The sequence below is a fragment of the Elongatibacter sediminis genome, assembly GCF_037892215.1.
Taxonomy (GTDB): Bacteria; Pseudomonadota; Gammaproteobacteria; order Xanthomonadales; family SZUA-36; genus Elongatibacter; species Elongatibacter sediminis.
In genome coordinates this window covers 1-22889 of sequence record NZ_JAZHOG010000010.1, presented here as the reverse complement: position 1 = coordinate 22889, position 22889 = coordinate 1, and the positions used below count along the sequence as shown (strand labels likewise).

The window sequence follows — 22889 nt, the reverse complement described above, 5'->3', positions numbered from 1 at the left end:
CTATACCTCCTCAGGTAGCTCACCACTTGTGCGCTTGCGGTCACGCTTGTTCGAAGACATTGTTTGCCAGATCAAAAACACTGCGGGAATGACGGCCAGCGTGAGCAAGGTTGCGCTGATCATGCCTCCGACCATGGGCGCGGCGATCCGTCGCATAACCTCAGAACCTGTGCCGCTGCCAAGCATGATGGGGAGCAAACCTGCGATGATGGCGGCCACGGTCATCATGATTGGCCGAACGCGCATTAATGCGCCTTCAATGACCGCTTTGTTGAAATCCTGTCGCGCCATCGACCGGCCTTCAGCTTCCGCGGAGCGTTGCACCCTGGCCAATGCTTGCTTCAGATAGACCAGCATGACGACGCCGATCTCAACAGCAACGCCAGCGAGCGCAATAAACCCGACCCCGACAGCGACAGACATGTTGTAATTGAGCAAGTACAGCAGCCAGATACCGCCAACCAGCGCGGTAGGCAACGTTCCCAGAATGATGAGCACCTCGGTGAGGTTGCGGAAATTCAGGAACAACAGAAGCATGATGACAACGAGGGTAAACGGAACAACGATGACCAGGCGCTCCTTGGCCCGCTCCATGTATTCGTATTGCCCCGACCACTGCAGTGAATAACCGGCAGGAAGCTGTAGTCCTTCGGTCACGACTTCTTTCGCTGACTTGACGTAAGATCCGAGATCAACACCGTCAATGTCGACGAAAATCCACCCATTCAGCCGCGCATTCTCACTCTTGATCATCGGCGGACCATCTTCAATCCGAAGTTCTGCCACGGCAGATAGTGGTATTTGCTGGCCGGTAGGTGTGACGATGGCCAGTTCCTGCAATTTCTGCAGTGAATCGCGGGTCTCTCGCGGGTAACGGAGGTTTACGGGGTAACGCTCCAGGCCTTCAACTGTCTCAGTGACGTTCATGCCCCCGATCGCGGTAGTGACAACGGCCTGCACGTCATCGATATTGAGTCCGTAACGAGAAGCCTGCGCCCGCAGGATGTCCACCGTCACATAGCGTCCACCGGCGGCTCGTTCAGAAAAAACTGACGCAGTACCCGGAAGATCTTTGAGCAGGACTTCAATCTGCTCCCCGACCTGCTGAATAACACTCAGATCGGGGCCTGCAACCTTGATTCCGAGTGGCGTCTTGATACCGGTAGCCAGCATGTCGATGCGCGTTTTGATCGGGTAAACCCAGGCATTGGTTAATCCCGGGATTTTCAGGCGTTGGTTTAGTTCCGCCTTGATGTCATCAATGGTGACACCAGGCCGCCACTCTGATTCCGGTTTCAACTGAACCACGGTTTCGATCATGCTCAGTGGCGCTGGGTCGGTGGCCGTTTCCGCCCGGCCGACCTTGCCGAATACCCGTTTCACTTCCGGTACGGACATGATCAGTTTGTCTGTTTGTTGCAGTAATTGTTGCGCCTTGCCGATTGATATGCCCGGGAAGGTGGTCGGCATATACATCAGGTCACCTTCATTCAGGTCCGGCATGAATTCGGAGCCGATATGCTTGAGTGGCCAGAAGCCGACGATCACGAGTAAAACCGCGACGATCATGATTCTCCAGGGGTGCCGTGTCACCTGGTTAATCAAGGGCCGGTACAGCCAGATCAGCACGCGATTGACCGGATTTCGGTGCTCGGGAACAATCCGGCCACGAATGAAATAGCCCATCAGGACAGGAACCAGGGTGATCGACAATCCTGCTGCTGCTGCCATCGCGTAAGTCTTGGTGAAGGCCAATGGTGAAAACAGCCTTCCTTCCTGCGCCTGCAGGGTGAATACAGGCAGGAAACTCAGCGTGATGATTAATAGCGAGAAGAACAGGGGCGGTCCCACCTCGACCGCTGCCTCGGTCACCGTCTGCCAATGGAACTTCTTATCATAATCGTCACGTTCCATTTTCTTGTGGACCGTCTCGATCATGACGATCGCCGCATCGACCATCGCCCCGATGGCTATTGCTATGCCCCCGAGAGACATGATGTTCGCGTTGAGGCCCTGTGCGTCCATGACAATGAAAGCCATGAGGATGCCCAACGGCAAAGACAGAATAACCACCAGGGATGAGCGGACGTGGAAAAGAAACAGCAGGCACACCAGTACAACCACGATGAACTCCTCAAGGAGTTTCTCCTGCAGCGTCTTTACCGCCCTCTCAATCAGTGACGAGCGGTCATAAGTCTCGACAATTTCGACGCCCTCGGGAAGGCTGTTTTTTAGTTCCTCAAGCCTTTCCTTGACGCCTTCGATCGTAGACAGAGCATTTTCGCCAAAACGCATGACGATCACCCCGCCAACCACCTCACCTTCGCCATCGAGTTCTGCAATGCCACGTCGCATCTGTGGCCCAAGGCGAATCTCGGAGACGTCAGCCAGGCGGACCGGAGTACCTGTAGCGTTCATGCCCAGTGGTATTTCGCCAAGGTCCTCAATCGATTGCAGATAGCCAGTGGCGCGGATCATGTACTCCGCCTCTCCCATTTCGATCACGGAACCACCCACTTCGCGATTGCCGGCCTGGATTGCCTGCCGAATTTTTGCCAGCGGCAGTCCGTAGGCACGCAACGCATCCGGATTCACAACCACCTGGTACTGGCGCACCATTCCGCCCACCGTGGCGACCTCTGCTACTCCGGGAACGGTCTGCAATTCATACTTCAGAAACCAGTCCTGGATTGAACGCAGATCAGCCAGATTGTGGTTACCACTTCGATCCTGCAAAGCATATTCGTAGATCCAGCCCACGCCAGTCGCGTCGGGCCCGAGCGCTGGTTTAGCTTGGGTGGGGAGTTGACCAGTCACCTGATTCAGGTATTCCAGGACTCTGGAGCGCGCCCAGTAAAGGTCTGTGCCGTCCTCGAAGATCACATAGACATAGGAATCTCCAAAAAACGAGTAACCTCGCACCGTTTCCGCGCCTGGAACGGACAGCATCGCCGTGGTCAGTGGGTAGGTGACCTGATCCTCGACCACCTGGGGTGCCTGGCCAGGATATGAAGTCTTGATGATTACCTGCACATCGGACAGGTCAGGTATCGCGTCAACCGGCGTGTTGCGCAATACGTACACACCCCAGACTGCTGTGATCACACTGAGCAGTATCACCAGGAAACGGTTGCCAATGGACCAACGGATGATTCCCTCAATCATGGTCGTTGTCTCCTTTTTCTGAAGATTTGCTCATGACGTGGAATTGACTGACCACCCAGGAGTCTTCTTGCTTAAGGAGAGTGAAATGGACATTCATCCCGGCTGTCAGAGACGACATATCAACTTCTGGCGAAACGGCAAAATTCATGGTCATTGCAGGCCAGTTCAGGGCTTCAATGGGCTGATGTTTCAATCTCACCTGGCTCTGATCTGCATCGACCCGGACGATTTCGCCTTGCCCGGAGACCGTGGTTTCCGTTAAGCCAGTAGGGCCATTTGCATTATCTCCAGCCTCAAGCGCTTCTATTACCTCGGGAGAAGTCATCGTTTCATCCACATCCCGAAGGCTAGCGGCGGTGATTACAAATCGACCTGAGGAAACCTGTTCCAATTGAAACTGAATATCCTGACCAATCTTGAACGTTGTCAGGTCAACCTGGGGCTCGACTTCGAGCTCCATGTTCATCGCGGGCCAACCAAGTGCATCGATGGGTCCATGGGAGACTCTCATTCGACCCTCAGCCACCTTGATTTCTTCGATCCAGCCGTTGCCAAAAGCTGTCACTGGCCCGTCGGCTTCGGGTATAGCATTGACTTGCCCAAGTCGAACGATGCTGCCAGCAAGGCTGGCCTCAGAATCGATCAGGAACTGGGCCGATGTCACCACCCGGTCGCCTGCGTTGATTCCTGCAACGATTTCCACCCACTCGCCGCTTTCCATGCCCGTGAGCACTTCGTGAACCTCGAATCGGCCCTCACCGAGTGAAACAACCACGCGGTCCCTTTCGGACCCGCGAATCAGTGCCTGGCGGGGGATGCTCAACGCACGGGGGCGTAAACGGCCGAAAATCGAGACCCTTGCATACATATTCGGTTTGAGCTTTTCGCCATGATTTTCGAAACGAAGTCGCACCCGAAGTGTTCGCGTTGTCGCGTCGAGAACCGGGTATACATATTCAACTTCGCCGCTGAATACCGAGCCCGGCATATAATCGAGAGTGGCCTCTGCTGCTTGTCCTTCAGCCACCCATTCGGCCTGCGATTCGAATACTTCAGCCTGCAGCCAAACGCTGCTCAGGTCGGCCAGGCTCATAACAGTCGAGTTGGGCTGAACATACATACCCTCTCGAGCCCTCAATTCAGTGACGATTCCATCACGTGGTGCAACGATTTTGATTTTTTCCGACGCTTTTCCAGAATCCTTCAAGACAGCAATTTCAGAACGGATCATTCCTAACGCACGCAGTTTTTCGTCGGCGCCCAGGATTAGTCGCTCATCGCCGCGCCTTAGCGCCTGTAAGTATTCCTTCTGGGCATTGACCAATTCAGGAGAGTACAGCTCAAACAGCAAATCGCCCTTGCTTACCCTCTCTCCTTCTGCATTCACGAGCAATCGTTCGATCCAGCCCTGGGTCCGGAGGTTGATGTGGCTGATCTGGGTTTCATCCAGCCCGACATAACCGGTTGCCTCGATTCGCCGCCACAGGGGGCGTACCTGGGCTAACTCGGTTTGCACACCCAGGTTGTTTTCCAGTGCGGGACTGATGGTTACACCATCTCCTACAGCTACCTCATCCGCATAAACCGGAACCAGGTCCATGCCCATCGGTGATTTGCCAGGCTCATCTCGGCGGTAATTAGGGTCCATGGGAGCCACCCAGTACTCAATCTCTCGTTCCTGCCTCGGAGATTCACCAACGGTTTCGCCCAGCCTGTCGCTAAAGCCAGTACCCAGGTAGAAGCCCGCGAGAAGTAACAACCCACCGAGCAAAGTAAGTCCGATTATTTTTTTCATGATCATTTCCCCTCCAGGTACAACAGTCGTGCCTGGGATTTGAAGGATTCGGCTTTAAGTCGTGCGTGCTCCAACTGCAGATCAAATTCCGTGATGCGTGCCCGCATCAGCGTTGTCATGTCTTCCAGAGCGGCCTGGTAGGCATCAAAAGTTGCCAGTGAGTTGTATTCGGCATCCGGCAGTAATGACGATTCATACAATTCCAGTCGCTCTTTCTGGCGCTGCCAGGCCGCATGATGGACTTCCGCCTCGCTGGACATGAGTCGGTAGATGTCATCACGATTAAAAGCTGCTGCCGAAGAACTTGCGATACTCGCCTGGACAATCCGATCCTGACGGTTACCGGTGAACAAGGGCACATCCATTCGCACCATCAGGCTCAACAGATCGGCCCGGCTACTGCCATCGGGATTTTCGCCACCGCGGCCACCGTAGGTCAGATCAACAGCGAATTCAGGTTTGTAGCTCTGTTCGGCAAGCTCAATGCCTTTTTCAGCGGCTATCACTTCCTGATGGAGTGCGCGAATCCGGGGATGATCGACCAAACCGTCTTTCAGGGATTGCATGGCGCTTGGTTCGGTTAATAAGGGCCAATCAGGATTGATGTCCCGCCATGCGTCATCGCCGATCCAGGCAGCCAATCGCCCTCGTGCCCGTTGTTCTTCTTCGGATATTCGCACCGAGCGCTCTTGCACTTTGGCCAGCTCAACTGCAGCGCGGAGAACGTCCTGCTGCTGCACCCGGCCAGTCGCGTAATACTCCTGGGTAATGTCTTCCAGGTCGGTGAACGCTGCCTCGGCTTCCTTGTTGATGACCGCCAAGCGCACCTGTTTCAAAACTTCGAGGTAGTTCTCCCGAACTGCCAGACTGACTCCAAGCAACCTGTCCTCTGCCGTGTCACCAAGCGCTTTCGAACGTTCCCTCAGCTGCGCGGCGCGTAGTTTCCTGGATTGCCCCCGGGGAAACCGCTGCACCACGCCGACCTGCACCTGGGTCATTGGCTCCTGGCCAAGGTTAAACGTGTCGGTGGGTAGGGACATCAAGCCAAATTTCAATTGCGGATCTGGCAATTGGCCAGCAGCCACTTCAAGCTCGTTGAGTGCCACTTGTCGTGATTTCACCGATTCAACTGACGGATCATTACTGATCGCCAACGTCTCAGCTTCAGCAAGTGAGAGAGTTTCGGCCCCGACCAGCGGAGACATCAACATGACTATCGAGGCCAGAATCAGGCCACTAATTTGTGTACAGCGAAAATCCATTCGCATCCAATGCATAACCAACTCCTGAATAAATACAGGTCACGCCATTCAGCGTGTTCACGGATAAGTGAAGAGTCAGCCGCCGACGTTCGCGGGGCTGAGAAGGTTAGCTAGGCGATAGGTGGCCGAAACGGAGGGTGGGAGTGGGCTGCAGCGAGGTTGGAATCACCCAGAGCCTCAAGCTGATTGCAATGCGTCAATCCAGCGAAACCAGATTTTGCAGGTAACAACGTAAGCCCGAAGGTGCATGTGCCACATGTTGTCGCATCCATGCAGGCGTGCGACATTGATTCCTCTTCCGGGTCACAGCAATCTTGCTTTGCTTCATCGAGCATTGTTGAGTGATGAGCACTTTCCTGCGCGTTATCCATATCACACGCCTGCAACTGCATGGGTTGCAGGGCGTAAAACAAAACGAATAAGGCAAGCCAGTATTTCATCGTTATTTAAAATACATCCAATCTACGCATTTAACAATTGATCTGGATCAGGAATACACTGACCCGTTCTGACTCGGGGAGTTCAAAATCCTGCAATAGAACTTTATTCGTATCAGCATTGCGTGAGTGTCGTTCGCGGTGGTTTCTTTCACTCGGCAGTCTCCGACCTGGCATCCCGCAGTATCTCAATTGCCTCTTTGATCACGTAGAGTCCAATTAGTGTCCCGATAACGTAGTCCGGATATGGCACACGGAGCCAGTAAACCAACACACCAGCGAGAATTACGCCCAGGTTCGCAACAACATCAGCGCGAGTAAACAGCCACGTTGCTCGCAGGTGCACCTCGCCTGACTTCATCGGTGCCAGCAACCGTAGTACTGTCAGATTGACGACAAGGGACAACAAAGCCGTTCCGATCATCCATTCACTCAATGGTTCAGCGCCATAGATCAGTCGGCGGCCGACTTCGAAGAGGATACCGGCGCCAAGTATTAACAAGATACCGCCGCTAAGTGTCGCAGCCCTGGTCTTGAATAATGCCGTGCGGCCAATGGCCAACAACGCAATCGAATACGCGGCAGCATCGGCAAGCATATCCAGCGCATCGGCAAGCAGCCCGGAAGACTGGGCGTACCAGCCTGCCAGGCCACCGATTACTGCCATGGCCGCGTTCAATACCAGAGCGATGTAAAGCACGCGGCGCTCCTGTGCTGTTTTCACTTCAGGTGCTGCACAACCACAATCGGTCATTGTGTTTCCTTCCGGGTTTCCATCCACTCGTAAATCACGGGTAGGAGCACCAGCGTTAGAAGGGTTGATGTAATCAAACCCCCGATTACAACGGATGCGAGTGGCCTTTGGGTTTCAGCGCCAACACCTGATGACAAGAGCATCGGGATCAATCCAAGCACCGCAACGCACGCAGTCATCAATACGGGTCGTAGCCGCATTTCTGCACCTTGTCTCACAGCCTCGGAAACGCTCAATCCCTTCTCCCGCAATTCATTGATGAAACTGACGAGCACAATTCCATTCAACATGGCCACGCCAAAAACGGCAATGAACCCGATGGCTGATGGAACTGAAACGTACTGTCCACTGATGAACAATGCAACCAGACCGCCGATGGTGGCGAATGGTACATTGGCGATAATCAGCGTGGCGTACTTGATCGAATTGAATGCGGTGTAGAGCAAGACGAAAATGAAGAAAATGGTCAGCGGCACAATGATTGAAAGCCGGGTCAGGGCTCTTTGCTGATTCTCAAATGAGCCACCCCATTCGATCCAGTATCCCGGTGGTAACTCAATCTCGGATTCAATGAGTTCGTTAGCATCACCAACGAAACCGTCGACATCACGACCACGCACGTCCATTTGAATCACGGCATATCGTTGCAACTGCTCTCTGCGGATGAAGGAATACCCTTCCGCCACCGTGATGTCCGCAACTGATGCCAGCGGAACAATTGCGCCTGTCGCAGTTTTCAACGGGATGCGTTCAATGGCCTGAATAGAGCTTTTGCTGTCATCGTCGAGCCTCGCAGTTATGTCGAATCTGCGAACACCATCAATCAGGGTCGATACTGGCTCATTTCCAATGCCGGTTCTGACAACGGCGAGGACATCATCGGCATTGAGTCCATAGCGCGCCAGACTGTCCCGGTCGACCTGAATTCGTATCTGCGGTTTGCCGATATTCGCCTCCAGCGAAAGGTCTGCAACACCGTCAACCCTGGCTATGACATTTTTGACTTCCGCGCTCAGTCGATCGAGTTCAGAGAGGTCTTCGCCATATATTTTTGCCGCCAGGGTGGCCCGAACTCCAGAGATCAGTTCTTCCACGCGCATCTGGATAGGCTGTGTGAATGCAATCACTGCCGTAGGAACAACATCTTCAAGCGTCTCCCGCATGGCGACCGCCAATTCTTCGATATCCCGGTCGCTGTCCCATTCATCAGGAGGCTTGAGTTCCGTATAAATTTCCATGTAGTTCACATCAGCGGTTTCACCTTTTTCTGCTCTCCCGATCATGGCGACAGTTGTGCTGACCTCGGGAAATTGAGTCAAGGCATTTTCGATGTCCTTGGAAACCTGGATGGACTGCTCCAGCGAAGTTGACGGTATGGAAGTAACACGCCACATAATCGAACCCTCCTGAAGTTGTGGCATGAATTCCTTACCGAGGAAGGGAAACAGGGCAAGGCTAACAACCAGTAATGCTCCGGCTGTGGTGACTACCGGTTTCTTATGGTCAAGAGACCAGGTGAGGAATGGCAGATATCGGTTTTTAATAACCCGCACCAACCAGGTGTCACGTTCTTCCTTTGGCTTCAGGATGAGAGCCGCTAGAACCGGGATAAGTGTCAATGTCAGCACCAACGATCCCGCCATGGCGAAACTGATGTTGAACGCCATCGGCTTGAAGAGTTTTCCTTCCAGCCCTTCCAGTGCAAATAGCGGAATGAATACGACAATGATGATCAAAATGGCGAATGCGATTGGATTTGCAACCTCCCGGGCTGCTGCCAGTACGGCCTGAGTACGGTTGACCTCTTCACCTGAAGCTTTTCGCTCAGCCATGATCCGGAATGCGTTTTCGACCATCACTACCGCGCCATCAACCATCATGCCAATCCCGACCGCAAGGCCAGCCAATGACATCAGGTTAGCCGACAAACCGGTCTGACCCATGAAGATGAAAGCGATCAACATGGCCAGCGGCAGTGCGGAAATAACGACGAGGGAAGAGCGCAGTTCACCCAGGAACAGGAACAGTACAAGGGCCACCAGCAGCGAACCTTCAATTAGGGCTTTCACTGCTGTCCAGACTGCTTTGTCAACCAACTCGGTCCGGTCATAAACAGGGCGAAGCTTTACACCATCCGGAAGTGAATCTTCGACAATACTGGTTTTTTCCTTCACGGCTTCAACAACATTGGCAGCGTTCTCGCCGATTCGGGAGAGTGCCATTCCAAGTACGACTTCCTTGCCATCACGGGTTACAGCGCCAAACCTCAATCCGGCACCCTCTGCTATTTCGGCCACATCGCGCAAAAATACGGGAGTCCCATCTTCGACTTTGACAACCATCCCGCCCAGATCGTGAAGGTCTTCAACCAACCCAAGTCCACGGACAAGGAATTGCTCTGACCCCTGGTTGATGTACTGTCCACCCACCTGCCGATTGTTTGCTTCGATGATCTTCATGATGTCGGTGTAGCTCAGGTCATACTTGATCAGTTGAAGCGGATCTATGACAACCTGGTACTGCTTTTCCTGACCACCCCAGGACATAACATCGTCCACCCCCGGAGCGGTTCGCAATATGAGCCTCACGTTCCAGTCATGAATGGTTCGCAAGTCAGCATCAGTAATCGCTGCGTTCAATTGCTCGTCAGCGCGCTCCAGGGTGTACCAGAAAACTTGCCCCAGACCGGAGGTGTTTGGCCCCATTTCAGGCGTGCCGTACCCCTCGGGGATTCGATCTGCGACCTCCTGCAAACGCTCCATGACCAGTCGCCTGGCAAAATAGATATCCATGTCGTCTGAGAAATAAACGGCCACATAGGACAGGCCAAACAGGCTGACTGATCTGATTTCTTCGACGCTGGGTAATCCGGCCATGCCGGACTCGATGGGAAAAGTCAGTAATTGCTCCACATCCTCTGCGGCAAGGCCGGGTGATTCGGTGTAAATGTTGACCTGGGTGGGTGTGACGTCCGGGAAAGCGTCAACAGGGACTGTGATCACCGCGCGCCAGCCAAGAAAGGCCACCACTGCGAACGCGATAAGCACAAGGAATTTGTATCGGAGTGCCGATTCTACAAGTTTTTCCAACATGTTCTGCTCCTAGTGCGCATCGCCAATCGAGGATTTGAGTAACAGCGACTTAAGATGGAATATCCCCTCAACTGCAATCTCATCACCTGCCTCTATCCCTTCATTGATGACTGTCCAGTCACCAATGACCTGGCCGATTTCCACCAAATCCGGATGAAATTCGTCGCCATCCTCCAGCTTGAACACAACCGGGAAGCCTTTTACGAGCGTCAGGGCTGAATTGGGAACTGCAATTTGAGGCGTGCCGGGGCCGATGGTTATTTCAGCCTCGGCAAATTGTCCCGGGTGAAGACTGTCGGACAGGTTATCGACCGCAATACGGACAGCCTGGGTCCGGGTGGTTTCATTCAGTTGATGATCAAGTTGTACAACGTGTCCATCAAACCAGTCTGAACCATTGACGCTGACTCGCGCGGGATCTCCAATTTCGACATTGGCAAGATTATTCGAAGTCAAACCACCTTCAACCCACAGAACGGATTCGTCACTGATTTCAAACAGCACGCGGCCGGGCTCGATGAGTTCACCTGTAACAAACCTGTCCATCAAAACTGTTCCGGCGATGGGTGAAAGCAGGTCAAAGTTGCCTACAGCCTTTGTAGCATTGCCAGGTTGTAGTAAATCCAGAGCCTGTTCATCCTGCATGCCATAAGCGATAACCTTGGCGAAAGCCTGTTGCCGGGCCACCTCAGCTTCAATGTAACGGCTCTCTCCGACTGCCTTGCGCCCCAGGGAGCTAACTCGCTGCCATTCCCTGTCCGCGACGATCAGTTCTCCCTGTGCTTCAGCCATTACAACGCTGGATAGGGTGACGAGAGATTGGCCACGTTCTATGTGGTCTCCCAGTTGGGCATGTCGGTTGACGACCTGCGCCTGAATTCGTGGTGTGACCCTGGCTGTTTGATACGCATTGGTCTGAACTTCGGCAGGAATTCTTAGTGTTTCCCTTAGTGATTCAACGGATACGGTCGCGACGGTGATGCCAGCTGCTGCGAGTTCCTCAGATGTGAAAACAAGAGAGGCTTCTTCCTCTGCGTGGTCTTCCTGTGCAAATACGAATGATGGTCCGAAGCAAACCAACAGGCTCATTACGGCACTTGTGATGATTTTCATTTTGAAATTCTCCGGGAATTTTGGTTGTCTGGTGCCAGTCATGGTGTGTTCTCCAACCCCAACCAGTTGTCTGCTGATCCTGTAGCCGCCAGCCATTCAAACCACGCATTCCACATGGTGAGTTCGAGGTTCAGTGCATTCCATCGTGTGTCCAGCGTCTGTTGGAGTTGAACCAGGTAGTCCGTGGTGCTTAGCTCGCCGGCTTCCCACAACCGCCGCAACAACTCGACTTGCCTTTGCAGGCTGGCTTGACCAATGCGCTGCCATCCTTCCCAGGCATCCCGTGAAAGTTGATACCGTTCGGAAGCACTGAGAAGGCGAGCGTATGCGTGACGTAACTTGTCATCGAAGATTTGCTGAACCTGGTCTCGTTCAGCCACAGCCGCCGACACCTCGAACTTGTAGTTGTTTCGGATGTAAAGCGGTATGGAGAGGTTGATGCCAACTAGAGTTGAATCATCTTCTCTGCCCCCGCGAAGGCTCAGTCTCGGATCAGGTTTACGCTCACTTTCACGTAATTCAATCGCTGCGTTGGCTGCGTCGAGTCTGCGTTGTGCGACCTGGATTTCAGGCAGGCTTAAAACAAATCTCTGTGGATCGTCTATCGTTGCTGCGCGTGGTAAATCTGTATCGATCATCGGCCACTGATCAGAGGCACTGGCCAGGGTAAGTGAACGGACTACTTGAGTGGCTTCAGCCAGGTCAGCCGCAGCCGTTGCTCGCTGGATTTGAGCATCTACAGAGGCGAGTGTTGCAAGATCAGCTTCAACCTGGGTCAGGTCGCCCGCAGCAAACCGCCTTTGTGCCAGCTCTGAAAAGTCCTCCATGATCTCTACGCGTTCAGCTGCTAGAGACTCACGCTGCTTACCGGTCTGGAAAGCTGCAAGCCCGGACAACAGATTTACTGAAACTTCTCGGCGAACGGCTTCATAGGCTGCTTCGCTGGTGTAACGGTCCGATGCGGCCACACGCTCGCGCGCCTTGCGTTTCCCCGACCAGTCAAATGTTTGACCAATACCGACTTCCCATGTGTCGTCCACCGCACTCTCATAGCCAGCTTCCAACTCGGGGTTGTAGAGCGGCTTGCCAGCAGCGGATTCGTACGCGCGGGATGCTTCTAGAGCCGCCATTGCAGCCTGAACTCGGGGATTAGTCTCAACTACGGTCCTGACGAATTCTGAAAGCGCCGGATCGGGGTGTCTTTCGAATAACAGGTTCTCGGTTGGCCGAATCTCATTATTCGGCCAGGCAATAATTGGCAGGAAGCTCAATATGAGCGCCATGCCCTGAATTGGTAAACGCATGTCTATCCATTCCTTGTGCAATAACAAATAACGCGCACCTGTTTCCAAGTGCCCGTGCAATCAATCAGGAATGGTTAGACGTTCGGGGGAGGAGTAGGGGGTGCTTGCGGTTGGGCAGAATAAGGTGCAGAAGTCAGAATCTGGTACCTCGGTTCAGCATTTGACGTGATTCGTATGTCAATGGCGAGAAGAGCGGAGAAATGGCCATGACAATAGTTACTGCATTGATCTTCACAATCATCAGCCAGCGGGTCTTCGCCATCGATTTGGTGTTGATGCTCATCGATTTGGTGAGCGTAGATGTCACTGTGTGGGTGCGCTTCTTTTGCCATATCCCACAGGCCTTCGGTGCTCATGAAAAGCATTGTTATGGCAAGTAATTGGCAAAAGACTGACTTCATAGGGGGGCAAGGATAACGGAAAAGCAGCACTGGTTCATGGTTTATCCCATAAAAAAGCTCTCCGCGAGCCTGGGATCAATCAAATTGAATATCTAGAGTCTAATGCTGAAAACTGTGGGTTGGGGAATTTTAATTCTCAGGCACATCGTGCAGCACGCCCATCTTGGTAGCCAGCCTCATATACCTGCCCCCAGCTTTCGATTACAAATTTGATGAGGTCGGGGGGGATGGAGTCTGTATCAGGAAATATCTCTTTTGATACGAGTTCTTCTTTCACCATTCGATGGGTTTCACCCACAGCCGTGTCCGAGCTTGTGAGTGAAATCGCATCACATAGATGTACAGATTTTGTTCTCATACTCTAATTTTACCGTGCCACATTGAAATTATTGGTTTATCAAGTGGAAAACTAATCTCATGGCATGTTCCGTTACATTTACTACTGTGTGTGTTCAAAAAAAGACACCCATTTACTGAGTGTCTAATAGACCAAAGTTGAAACCTGCTTATACCAGACCTCTTTCCGCCATCGAGATACATTCACCTCCAGCGACTACAAAGTGGTCGAGAACACGGATGTCTACCGTACCCAACGCTTCCTTGATTCGTCGGGTGATCGCTTGATCCGCGAGTGAGGGTTCTGAAACCCCACTTGGATGGTTGTGACAGAGGATCACCGCACCTGCATTGACTTGCAGAGCTTCCTTAACTACCTCCCGCGGGTACACGGCCGCTCCATCGAGCGTACCCTCAAACAATTTCTTGAGTTTCAGGACGTGATGCCTGGTACTCAGGAAAAGGACATAGAATTGCTCTCGCTGTGTCTCAGTGAGCTTCACAGCAAGGTAATTTTTGGTGTCTTGAGGGGAAGTAAGCGATTCTTGATTTTCAAATCGCTTGCGAAGGATTTTCAATGCGTTTTCGATGATGTGGTCCTCTTGGGACCGGGTCATGCAATCCTCCATTCTTTCGGAACAATGACATCACCATCAACGCCCATGTAGGCGACGAGAGTGCCATCTTCCTTGCGGAGCGGAATTGCCAGTTTGCCTCGATTTATTCCCTTTGGGGAACGGCCCATGCCGCCGACTTCTTCACACAATTCGGCCAGGATACCGAACTCAGAAACATCTTCCTGCTCCTGATGGAGATGACGTGCGTACTTAACAGGATCAAATCCTTTTGATGCCTTAGGCTTCTCTGCCTGAGGTTCTGGTGCGGAATCAGATTGACTTACCTCAGAGTCCTCATCCAAACACCACTTAGCCAGTTGCTCACCGGCTTCATGTAATGAGATGTTGTGGCAATGGGCCACGAGTGAAATGCAATCGCCCCAATCTTCCGATTTGTGGCATGAGAAGTAACGGCGCTTGGGATCAGCCTGAGTTGACTTGATTGTCAAAACTCCTCTTCCTTCTTTATTAGGTTGACACCTGGGACAGTGACAACGGAGAACTCCGTTGTCATCTCCTTCAAGTTTCAGACGCAAGTATTTGCGAGCCACATCGTTGATATGGGCTGCTTCACGTATCTTGTCGAAGCGTGCCATTTTGGTTTCCTCCTTTGCAAAGAACTAGCTTATTCTTTGTACCATTTACGGAGGATTTGTCGAGGGATGATTGTGCTATAACTATCTGATTTTAAAGTTTTTATAGCTCTCCTGTTGAGCTTGATTGGCGGGTACTCATGGCGTTCAAAGCTTTCATTTAGAATATCGAAGTATCGTGGGGGGAAGTAGTCAGTTGGCAGGTGCCCAAATGCCCTGGTCGTGTAGGTGAGTAGGAACGCTGACCCGCCTTTAAAGTAACGAGCAATGGTTTTGAGAATCTTCTTATGCATCAGTGCACTGGTAGTAACAGTAGCCAGATAAGCTTGATGGTTCTCAGGTAGGTCAAGAATCTGGCTATAAAGCTTCTTCTTGAATATTTGCTGGTAGTACTTGATGGATTTTCCCCAGGTCTTGTGTCCAGTGGAAACGCCTTTTTCTGTCCCACGATCTATTTCAAGAAAGAAAGCTGCGGGGTGATCCTCATATTCAAGCATGAAGACAGCATCAGGAATTACCTTGATCTTTTTGCTCTCGTTGACCCAGATATGAGGTTTCTTGGGCATCAGTTGATGTTGAGGTACGAATTTAATGCCGGATTCATGGGCACTGATCTGAAAAATTTGATAGAGCGTGGCGGTCATCATCTGGTGCTTAATCCAGCCATGAGGAGAGGGTGCATATTCGTTAAAGCGCCCAATTTCCTTGAGAATCCGTATTGCCTTGTCAGTGAGGGCATAGAGGCTTGGGTTCTGGTAGCTATCTTTAACCTTATCGAATTCAGGTGGACGATGAATGAGACCTAAATCATTCTTCATGTCACAAACATTTTTAGCAGTATAAGTATTCGCTTTTTGCCTGGCGATTCCTTTGATTCGGGCCAATTCATGCAATAGGGCAGTTGTTATGTAACCGCCATTGAGGTGAATGAGCTCGCAAAGATCCAGGTGTATTTTCTTGATTTCCATTGGATCACTTGAAGGAAGAGGTGGGGCGTCACGTTTCCTCCTTCCGAGTGAATCGTAGTGTTTGTGTTTGGTAGATTTTGCTGCCTGTGTCATACAAGCTGTATAACACGGAGTATGACGCTGACACATCAGTCAGCATGGGGATAAGTGGTTAGTCGAGGGGTGCCAAGGGGTCGTGTGGGTCAACCTTCGGTTTGTCGCTTTTTGGCATAATTTCTGCTTTTTTCTTCGGAGAAGGTGAAGATTTGGCATTAACAGAATACCGTGCTCTATTCTCTCTGATTACGTTCGTCATTTCACGTTCTGATCTCTTACCTTCACTTTCAATAACGCCCAATTTTGATCTAACGATAAAGCCCGCACCATGCCCCCTGACATTTACTGCAAACGCACCTGGTTCTTCAGGAATGTAATCAATCTTCAGTTCACGTTTTAGTGTGTGAATTTCAGCAGGATCAGGTGTGCCAACGATCCTCACATGAGAGCTTCGACGAATAGCACTGAACACATGACTATCGAGCTGATCCTTGCCGTGAGAAGTTACGGTCAATCCGACATTACATTTGCGGGCCTTATCCATTAGATCAACCAATACCTGGCTCTCGTTTTTAAAGTAATCACCAGCTTCGTCGATGTAGACACGCACAGGATTTCTTTGAGTGTTCGAAGGCGAGAGCCTCCTCATAGTGGCTTGATCCAGCAGGGAGATGAAGAACCTCCCCATAAACTCACTACCTGCTCGATCCAAAAGCGGTCTATCAGTCGAAATCAGCAGTACTTCTCCATTGTCCATAATCTCTGACAAATCAAATTTGTTTTGTGGAGAGGTGAAGAAGTTTCGGAAAACATCATTATCAAGAAGCCAGAGTAACCTTCGATGAATTGCTCTCCTGGTTACACCCAATTCATCCTTGATACGAGTCCCATCTGGAAACGCTATCTTGAAAAAACTCTGAGCAACTTCAGACATTTTATTGATGTGTTTCTGGTACTTTTCAGTTCCGTTCTCCAACAGATCAATGAGTGTCAAAACGGTTGCCTCAGGAACCCTAAGCATTAGCTGACAGCAATACTTAAGAAACCCGTCTTGGTGGCCTGATAGGTCTTCCCCCATGATTGATTTAAAGAGAAACGTAAGCATCCCAATTAAATTGGTCATGTATGACAGGCGCTCATCCTTCTTGAGTTTGGAAAGATCATCGTGGCCTGTATCAAACATATTCAGTGCAATCGGGTGGTATACACTATCTCGCGGATCAATTATGCGTAGCTTCTCGGGTGGGATAATTGCCGAATACTTGAGCTTGTTGATGAAGTCCATACTGGAATCCATCACGATCACCGACGCACCAGACCTCACATCCTCTGCTATGAGCTGTTGAAGAAGCGTAGTTTTACCGGCCTTTGTTGCACCAATGATTTGAATGTGAGAAGACTTAATATCTTCATTGAAAGAGATACCAACAGACTGGATGAACAGATCACCCCAAAACTTGGCGTAAGTACTGAGAACTAACGGGCCTCGCGGTAGAAGACCGTTCTTCAAAACTTCTTTTTCAGTTTGAAGGCGCTCACGAAACCCCACTGGAATGTGGGCTTGACGTTCGTTCACGTCCTCGTGAGTCCAACCACACGCTGTGAAGAAGGGAATCTGTAAACCATCAGGATTTATGGTGGCAAACTTGAATTCACCGTAGCGTTCAAAAATCTTTACCAGAGCATTGGCTAGAACAGTCACGTGCTCGTTCGTTATAGCGCGAGGCTTATGGTAGAAAACCGGATATCCCTGCTTCTGCTCTCGGGTGAGAAGAAGATATAAATAATCAATCAAATCCTGCGATAGTTTTTCTTTCATACCAGGTTGTTTAAGAACAACCCTGAGTACATTGTCAGCAAATGACGACACTAATTCTTACTTCTCGCGTGTTTAATTGCATCATCTAACTGGTCATCACTTAGCTCTGTAATGTGAGACTCAAACCCCCGTGCTGCATCTCTACGTGCTTTCTCAGCTAAGAGATCATCAAGTTCCATTTCCATTTGGATGTCTTCTTTTGTCCGTCGCCTCTTTTTCATCTTTTCATAGTGAAGCTCATCTTCCTCACTTTTGGTTTGCTCAATAACGGTAGAACCGATCCATAAATAAGTGATTCCAAATGCAGGAAGAAAATAAAACAGAGGGGTAAAAAGCGGAATCTTGTCGATTGAGAAGTAGAGCGTGAAAGGGACACATAACAGGATGCCGCCGAGCACGATCTTAGAGTGTGCTTTCTTCACAAGATAATGAGCGTTTTTATACCCATTGATCGCACCAATGATGATACCGGCAAGGGCGCTTATTACTACCGGCCACACATATCCGTCCATTAGTAGAATGCCTCCAAACGCTTTTTAATAACGTCTTTAGTTTCAGTGTGTTCTTTCCAACACCTGTCAATAATACTTCGTTCAACACGTTTCGTCCCACCCCGGGTATTACGAGGTGGCCGTGGGAACCTATGTTCAGGGAACCCAAGCTCCCTACATCGGCTCCCTACCCTGATATACGCATGTTGATCCCAGAGCCTGTTAAGAGAGATTGCACCAGGGGGAACATTTAGTTGACCAACAAGCTCTTTTGCATCGTGAGAAGACACACGAAATGAGATGATTTCAGACGACTTCAAAACTTCATTCTTCCTGTTTTTAAAGTCATTCGGGGATCGGGCAGTAAAGGTTGTGGTAAGCCCTTTCTTCCTGAGAATAGCACCTACACCCTGGCCACCAAAGCGGTCAGCGTCTTGTATGTAAAGCTGAGTATCTAATCCTTGCTGACTCTCCATTGTTGCTAGCACGAGCGCACCAATAAATGCGGCGCTGCTCTCACCCATATCAGAGGAGTTAAGGGAAATAAGGTTGATCTTGTTGTTGAAGTCTAGGTGATTACCCCGTTGCACCAGGCAATCTCTGAGCATTGGATTGAACACGAATGGTGAAAGCTTAGTGAGCGTGCTCTTAATCTCGTCTCGCTGTTCTTTCGGTGTGTATCTCTCGAACTTTTTCCAGTGCTTCTTGAGGGCTGGATCGTGCAAGGCTTTGAGGCTGTCACGACGAATATCTGGATCAACCAGGAAGTAATAGAGAGAAATTAGGGAGCTCGATTCTGTTGAAATGTGGAGGTGGGAGAGTGTTGTGAGAACGACGTAATCATTCAACGTGGAGGTAACGATATTTGCATTGAGCAACGTATGAATGGTTTTTAGAATTGCATCAGATCGAGCATAAAACTCGTTCCTGGGAACATCGTAAAGAGGGTTAAATTTGAATGGTTGAAGTGCGGGATTGAAATAGACAACATCTTTTTGTCGATTTCTTGGAATGAATTTTAAAATTTCTTCAACGGCATCATCGCCGATGATCGTGATATTTTTTCCGTCATAAATATCGAAGAGAGCGGAATTGAGAATGACTTGTCTTTTGCCAGAATTTGATTGTCCAAATACAGAAAAATTGCGCCGTTTTGTTTTGTACGGAATCCACTCTCCCAGATCATTGTAAAATCCTAACTTCATCATGTCGGGACTGTCACGATTACCGTTCCATCTGCTCGGCCAGAACAGGTAAAAGTAGAGTCCCAACGTGAAAAAACTAGCTAGCTAGTTTGTGAAGAACTGTCCAACGGAATTGTAACATTCACAGTAAGAATTGAAGCTTTACAAATGGTATTGGTACGGTGAAATTTGAGCTGTAATGTCCCTGCTTACGCAGGGGGAATCAGTGACATAGTAAGGACGGTAGGGTGCAATACTAAGGTAATCCGTAGTGGTGGGTTAATCGAAGGCACGTACGGCATTGTCCCGCCAATGTCGTCTTCGGGCGAAGTGATAGCGGAGCGCCGAGACCTTCACTTGTTTTGTCCTTTATGGATTTACTTTCTCTGTAGAGAAAGCATAAAGAAGGGAAGGTCTCGGGGCGTAGCCACGAGCGACATTGGCGGCATGGTAATAGCTGGAGCCGTATGTTGTATGAGCAGTACTATGATACTTAAAGTCATAGTATCTATCATACAAATAGCGACAGGATTGTAAGCTGTATAAGTAAGGTGGGGGCGGTTGCCCGCCCCCTGAGACTCCTATTACTAGGAGGCCCGATCTTCTAGTGCAACGAGGTGCATGAAGTCTTCGACTTCCTCCTCAATCCACACGACGCGATAGTATCCAGGTCGGGATTTCTTACCACGAGGCGGCTCACCAATAGGGAGGCGTACTCGTTTGGGAAAACGTCCTTCCTTTTCCCATCGGTCGATGGTTTGAATCGAAACGCCAACTTTCTCCACTACCTGCTTTTTGCTCAAGAATTTCATGCGATGGTTCCTCCAAATGAGGAGCCATGCGCATGGCTCAGGGGTTTATGCCTAAGCCCGAGTAGCGTAGCACGTCAATCTCGGCATTGTCCCGCAGGACGCAGTTGCCAGAACACCGTAGCGGTTTCACCCCTAGGAGCACCGAAACGGAATCTGTGAAAATTCATCCCAGGTTCCCAATCAACCCAATTCTCACTTCCGAATTTGGCCCTGCTGATTTGAACCCGATACGTGGAATCAGCACCCCACCACTTCACACATGTCCCTTTTTCTAGGTCTATAGGATGAGACCAATGACCCTTTAGTTCGTGACGAACTGTAATTTCAGATTTGGGAGCAAGCTTCACGCCTTGAATGCACTGTTCACGAGTTCGAATCTCATAATGAAGATAAGAAAATTCGTAGGTCGCACGAAAACGATTAGTGTCCCAGGGGTATTGTGTATTCGCATCCCAAAACTCCCACTCGCCATTCACTAGCCTCTGACCAGTGGTTTTCATATGCTCGACATTTCTTACTGTTTCGTACCAAACACACTTCCCGGAAGGGGGTGAGATTGGATCAGTCCATTCCTTGTTCAATTCAACACGAACAAACTCACGAACCTTAGGCATCGTGACTGTTTTAGAGCGCTCACTTGGTGAAAATGGTGGTATTACAAAGAAGAAAAAGGCAATGGAAAGGATCGCAATGATCCAACCGAGCAGGACACTAAACTTAGGTTTCGAATATGGGGTTTTTTCTAATTCTTCTTTTAACTTGTCATTCATAGGCCAAGACTAGCAAAAAATGCGGCCTCAGATTAGCCCTTAGAGGCTATGTGTGGCGTTAGGTGTCTTTTGCAGTAAAGATACTATGCAAGTGATTTTCGTGCGTTAGAAGCGCATTCTCCATCTCACCCAGGTATGAGTATCGGTTGTACACCGCAACGATGCCGGAAACCGTGCCCGATTTGTGATCGAGAACCTTCTCAACTACATGGATGGGAATACCAAGTTTTGCACAGTTGGTGGCGAGTGTGCGTCTCAAATCGTGCAAGCGCCATCCGGTAACGCCACACTTCTTATCGAGCCGCGCCTTTGATTTACTCCAACCATTGAAAACAAATGGTGGCTTGAAATACTCAGCCATGAGAGGGGTGAGGGGGATTGTGTGTGACTCCTTTCCCTTCATTATTTCTTTTGGAAAAGTGATTACACCATCACCAATCCATTCAGGCTGTGCTTTCCAAATCTGTGACATTCGCTGGCCCGAGAGCATCAGGCAACGAACAATGTGACCATAAGGGTGAAAGTCGGTATGTTCCCAGATCTTTATCAGCTCTTCATCCGAGAGAACACGATCCCGACTCGGGAACTTGTTTGGTTCCGGTAGACCCTGCAAAGGATGGTGGTCAATATGTCCTTCTCGAACGCACCAATTCAGGAACGCTCTGAGGGCGCGAAAGGCGTTGTTTTGGTTCTGAGGGGCGTCATCATATTGGGAGAGGTACGATCTCGCCTCCACGAGCGTTAGAGAGGTCACTTCAAAATCAAAATTATCCAAATTGGTTTTGTAGCCTGTATAAGTCTTTTCAGCGAGGCGTAGCTTTACATCTTCCAGGTATTCTTCTTTAAGTGACTCGGTATCAGTCTTTGGATGATGGACTTTAAGCAGTGCGCTCTTGGCCTTGTTCCGTGCGTCTTTCAGTTTGTCGTCAGGATAGTGTCCAATTGTGACTTTTCGCCGCTCTTTCCCTACCATAATAAGGAAGGTTTTTTTGTTCTTACCGACACGAACTCCGAACCCTGGAAGAGTTGTATCCCAGGTAATAGTTTGTTTGCCATCCCACTTTAGACGCTGTACTGAAAGGTCTGTCAGTCTGGCTTTAGGCACGTTTTAGGCTCACAATTACCGTGTTTATGGTGTGCCTAACATGGTAATGCATGGGAAGGGGTAAGTACAGAAGTTGTTGATATTAAACAGGTGTTGGTATGGCATGGGAGCTCATGGATACCCCTACCAACAAATTCGTAATGCGTAGGTCGGGTGTTCGAGTCACCCTGCCGGCACCATTCCATTTCGCTCACCCAATCGCCTTTCCGTACCTCGTTTCGAAGGGGAACAGATCTCTAAAATGCCCGGCCTCCATGCCATCGTTTACGTGAGTTCGGCGGTGCACCTGATGCAGCCGGATGAACTCGAGCAGCTGTTGGCCCGTGCGCGTCGCAAGAATCAGAAGCTTGGGGTCACCGGGCTCCTGCTGTATTGCGATGGTAACTTCATGCAGTACATCGAGGGCGAAGAAGAAAACCTCCGAAAAATCTTCAAGACCATTCAGACCGATCCGCGGCACCAGGGTCTGGTCAAGATACTCGATCAACCCGTAAACGAGCGCGAATTTGCGGATTGGAACATGGGTTTCGCGATTGCCCACGAAACAGAGTTGTCCCGCTTGACGGGCGCGAGCTGGGAGACCGGCGGTGAAGACGGTCGATCAGCATCTCCGCGTGCGACTGGCAGAAAATTGTTGCGCGCCTTCTGGGAACGCCAGATGAGAGCGGAACTCTGAGGTTCGGTCTAGAACCCAGGGGGCCCAGGGGGTCGGGCCAGCATAACTGTCTGAAATAATGAGCTTTATAGCAACAGACCGTCTTGGATTAAACCCCGAAGTGCAACGCCACTGATGTGGGAAGAGCGGGCGAGGTGAAGTAGCCTGTGCCGCTCTAAC

The 22889-nt window shown here is 50.5% G+C and carries 19 protein-coding genes; 2 read left to right on the top strand and 17 right to left on the bottom strand.

The features are described from left to right. The 8 genes from V3330_RS14445 to V3330_RS14410 form a co-directional block, all read right to left on the bottom strand. Positions 1-3165, bottom strand: a complete 3165-nt coding sequence (locus tag V3330_RS14445) for an efflux RND transporter permease subunit (protein WP_354696149.1) — start codon at positions 3163-3165, stop codon at positions 1-3. Then, on the bottom strand, positions 3158-4966 hold the full coding sequence (locus V3330_RS14440) for an efflux RND transporter periplasmic adaptor subunit (RefSeq protein ID WP_354696148.1): 1809 nt from the start codon (positions 4964-4966) through the stop codon (positions 3158-3160). The genes V3330_RS14445 and V3330_RS14440 overlap by 8 nt, the downstream gene beginning before the upstream one ends. Continuing rightward, entirely contained in the window at positions 4963-6237 is a 1275-nt protein-coding gene (locus V3330_RS14435) for a TolC family protein (RefSeq protein WP_354696147.1), read from the bottom strand. The genes V3330_RS14440 and V3330_RS14435 overlap by 4 nt, the downstream gene beginning before the upstream one ends. 95 nt (positions 6238-6332) lie before the next feature. Further along, positions 6333-6662 (bottom strand): hypothetical protein, encoded by a 330-nt coding sequence (locus tag V3330_RS14430; RefSeq protein ID WP_354696146.1) that lies wholly within the window; start codon positions 6660-6662, stop codon positions 6333-6335. Positions 6663-6810: 148 nt separating this feature from the next. After that, positions 6811-7413, bottom strand: a complete 603-nt coding sequence (locus V3330_RS14425; protein WP_354696145.1) for a cation diffusion facilitator family transporter — start codon at positions 7411-7413, stop codon at positions 6811-6813. Next, positions 7410-10505 (bottom strand): efflux RND transporter permease subunit, encoded by a 3096-nt coding sequence (locus V3330_RS14420; protein ID WP_354696144.1) that lies wholly within the window; start codon positions 10503-10505, stop codon positions 7410-7412. The genes V3330_RS14425 and V3330_RS14420 overlap by 4 nt, the downstream gene beginning before the upstream one ends. 9 nt (positions 10506-10514) lie before the next feature. After that, the gene (locus V3330_RS14415; protein WP_354696143.1) at positions 10515-11660 is read right to left on the bottom strand and encodes an efflux RND transporter periplasmic adaptor subunit; all 1146 of its coding nucleotides are present in this window, start codon (positions 11658-11660) and stop codon (positions 10515-10517) included. Continuing rightward, positions 11657-12949: a TolC family protein gene (locus V3330_RS14410; protein ID WP_354696142.1), complete on the bottom strand. Its 1293-nt coding sequence runs from the start codon at positions 12947-12949 to the stop codon at positions 11657-11659. The genes V3330_RS14415 and V3330_RS14410 overlap by 4 nt, the downstream gene beginning before the upstream one ends. 179 nt (positions 12950-13128) lie before the next feature. Between V3330_RS14410 and V3330_RS14405 the strand changes: the two genes are divergently transcribed. Continuing rightward, complete coding sequence (locus tag V3330_RS14405; protein WP_354696141.1) at positions 13129-13302, top strand: hypothetical protein; 174 nt, start codon at positions 13129-13131, stop codon at positions 13300-13302. A gap of 527 nt (positions 13303-13829) precedes the next feature. Here the strand turns inward: V3330_RS14405 and V3330_RS14400 are convergent. The 9 genes from V3330_RS14400 to V3330_RS14360 form a co-directional block, all read right to left on the bottom strand. After that, positions 13830-14276: a JAB domain-containing protein gene (locus V3330_RS14400; protein WP_354696140.1), complete on the bottom strand. Its 447-nt coding sequence runs from the start codon at positions 14274-14276 to the stop codon at positions 13830-13832. After that, positions 14273-14872 (bottom strand): hypothetical protein, encoded by a 600-nt coding sequence (locus V3330_RS14395; RefSeq protein ID WP_354696139.1) that lies wholly within the window; start codon positions 14870-14872, stop codon positions 14273-14275. Before V3330_RS14395 ends, V3330_RS14400 begins: the two co-directional genes overlap by 4 nt. A 29-nt stretch (positions 14873-14901) precedes the next feature. Beyond that, complete coding sequence (locus tag V3330_RS14390; protein WP_354696138.1) at positions 14902-15837, bottom strand: replication-relaxation family protein; 936 nt, start codon at positions 15835-15837, stop codon at positions 14902-14904. A 151-nt stretch (positions 15838-15988) separates the two neighbouring features. Next, complete coding sequence (locus V3330_RS14385) at positions 15989-17692, bottom strand: type IV secretion system DNA-binding domain-containing protein (protein ID WP_354696137.1); 1704 nt, start codon at positions 17690-17692, stop codon at positions 15989-15991. A 50-nt stretch (positions 17693-17742) separates the two neighbouring features. Then, on the bottom strand, positions 17743-18204 hold the full coding sequence (locus V3330_RS14380) for an MFS transporter (protein ID WP_354696136.1): 462 nt from the start codon (positions 18202-18204) through the stop codon (positions 17743-17745). Continuing rightward, positions 18204-19391: a type IV secretory system conjugative DNA transfer family protein gene (locus tag V3330_RS14375; RefSeq protein ID WP_354696135.1), complete on the bottom strand. Its 1188-nt coding sequence runs from the start codon at positions 19389-19391 to the stop codon at positions 18204-18206. Before V3330_RS14375 ends, V3330_RS14380 begins: the two co-directional genes overlap by 1 nt. A gap of 563 nt (positions 19392-19954) precedes the next feature. Further along, positions 19955-20179 carry a helix-turn-helix transcriptional regulator gene (locus V3330_RS14370; protein ID WP_354696134.1) on the bottom strand — a complete coding sequence of 75 codons (225 nt, stop codon included), beginning with the start codon at positions 20177-20179 and terminating at the stop codon, positions 19955-19957. Between the two features lie 74 nt (positions 20180-20253). After that, positions 20254-20949 carry a hypothetical protein gene (locus tag V3330_RS14365; RefSeq protein ID WP_354696133.1) on the bottom strand — a complete coding sequence of 232 codons (696 nt, stop codon included), beginning with the start codon at positions 20947-20949 and terminating at the stop codon, positions 20254-20256. A 58-nt stretch (positions 20950-21007) separates the two neighbouring features. Next, the gene (locus V3330_RS14360; RefSeq protein ID WP_354696132.1) at positions 21008-22054 is read right to left on the bottom strand and encodes a tyrosine-type recombinase/integrase; all 1047 of its coding nucleotides are present in this window, start codon (positions 22052-22054) and stop codon (positions 21008-21010) included. Positions 22055-22295: 241 nt separating this feature from the next. Here V3330_RS14360 and V3330_RS14355 point away from each other — a divergent pair, with 241 nt between their 5' ends. Beyond that, the gene (locus V3330_RS14355) at positions 22296-22730 is read left to right on the top strand and encodes a BLUF domain-containing protein (protein WP_354696131.1); all 435 of its coding nucleotides are present in this window, start codon (positions 22296-22298) and stop codon (positions 22728-22730) included. Positions 22731-22889 lie beyond the last annotated feature (159 nt).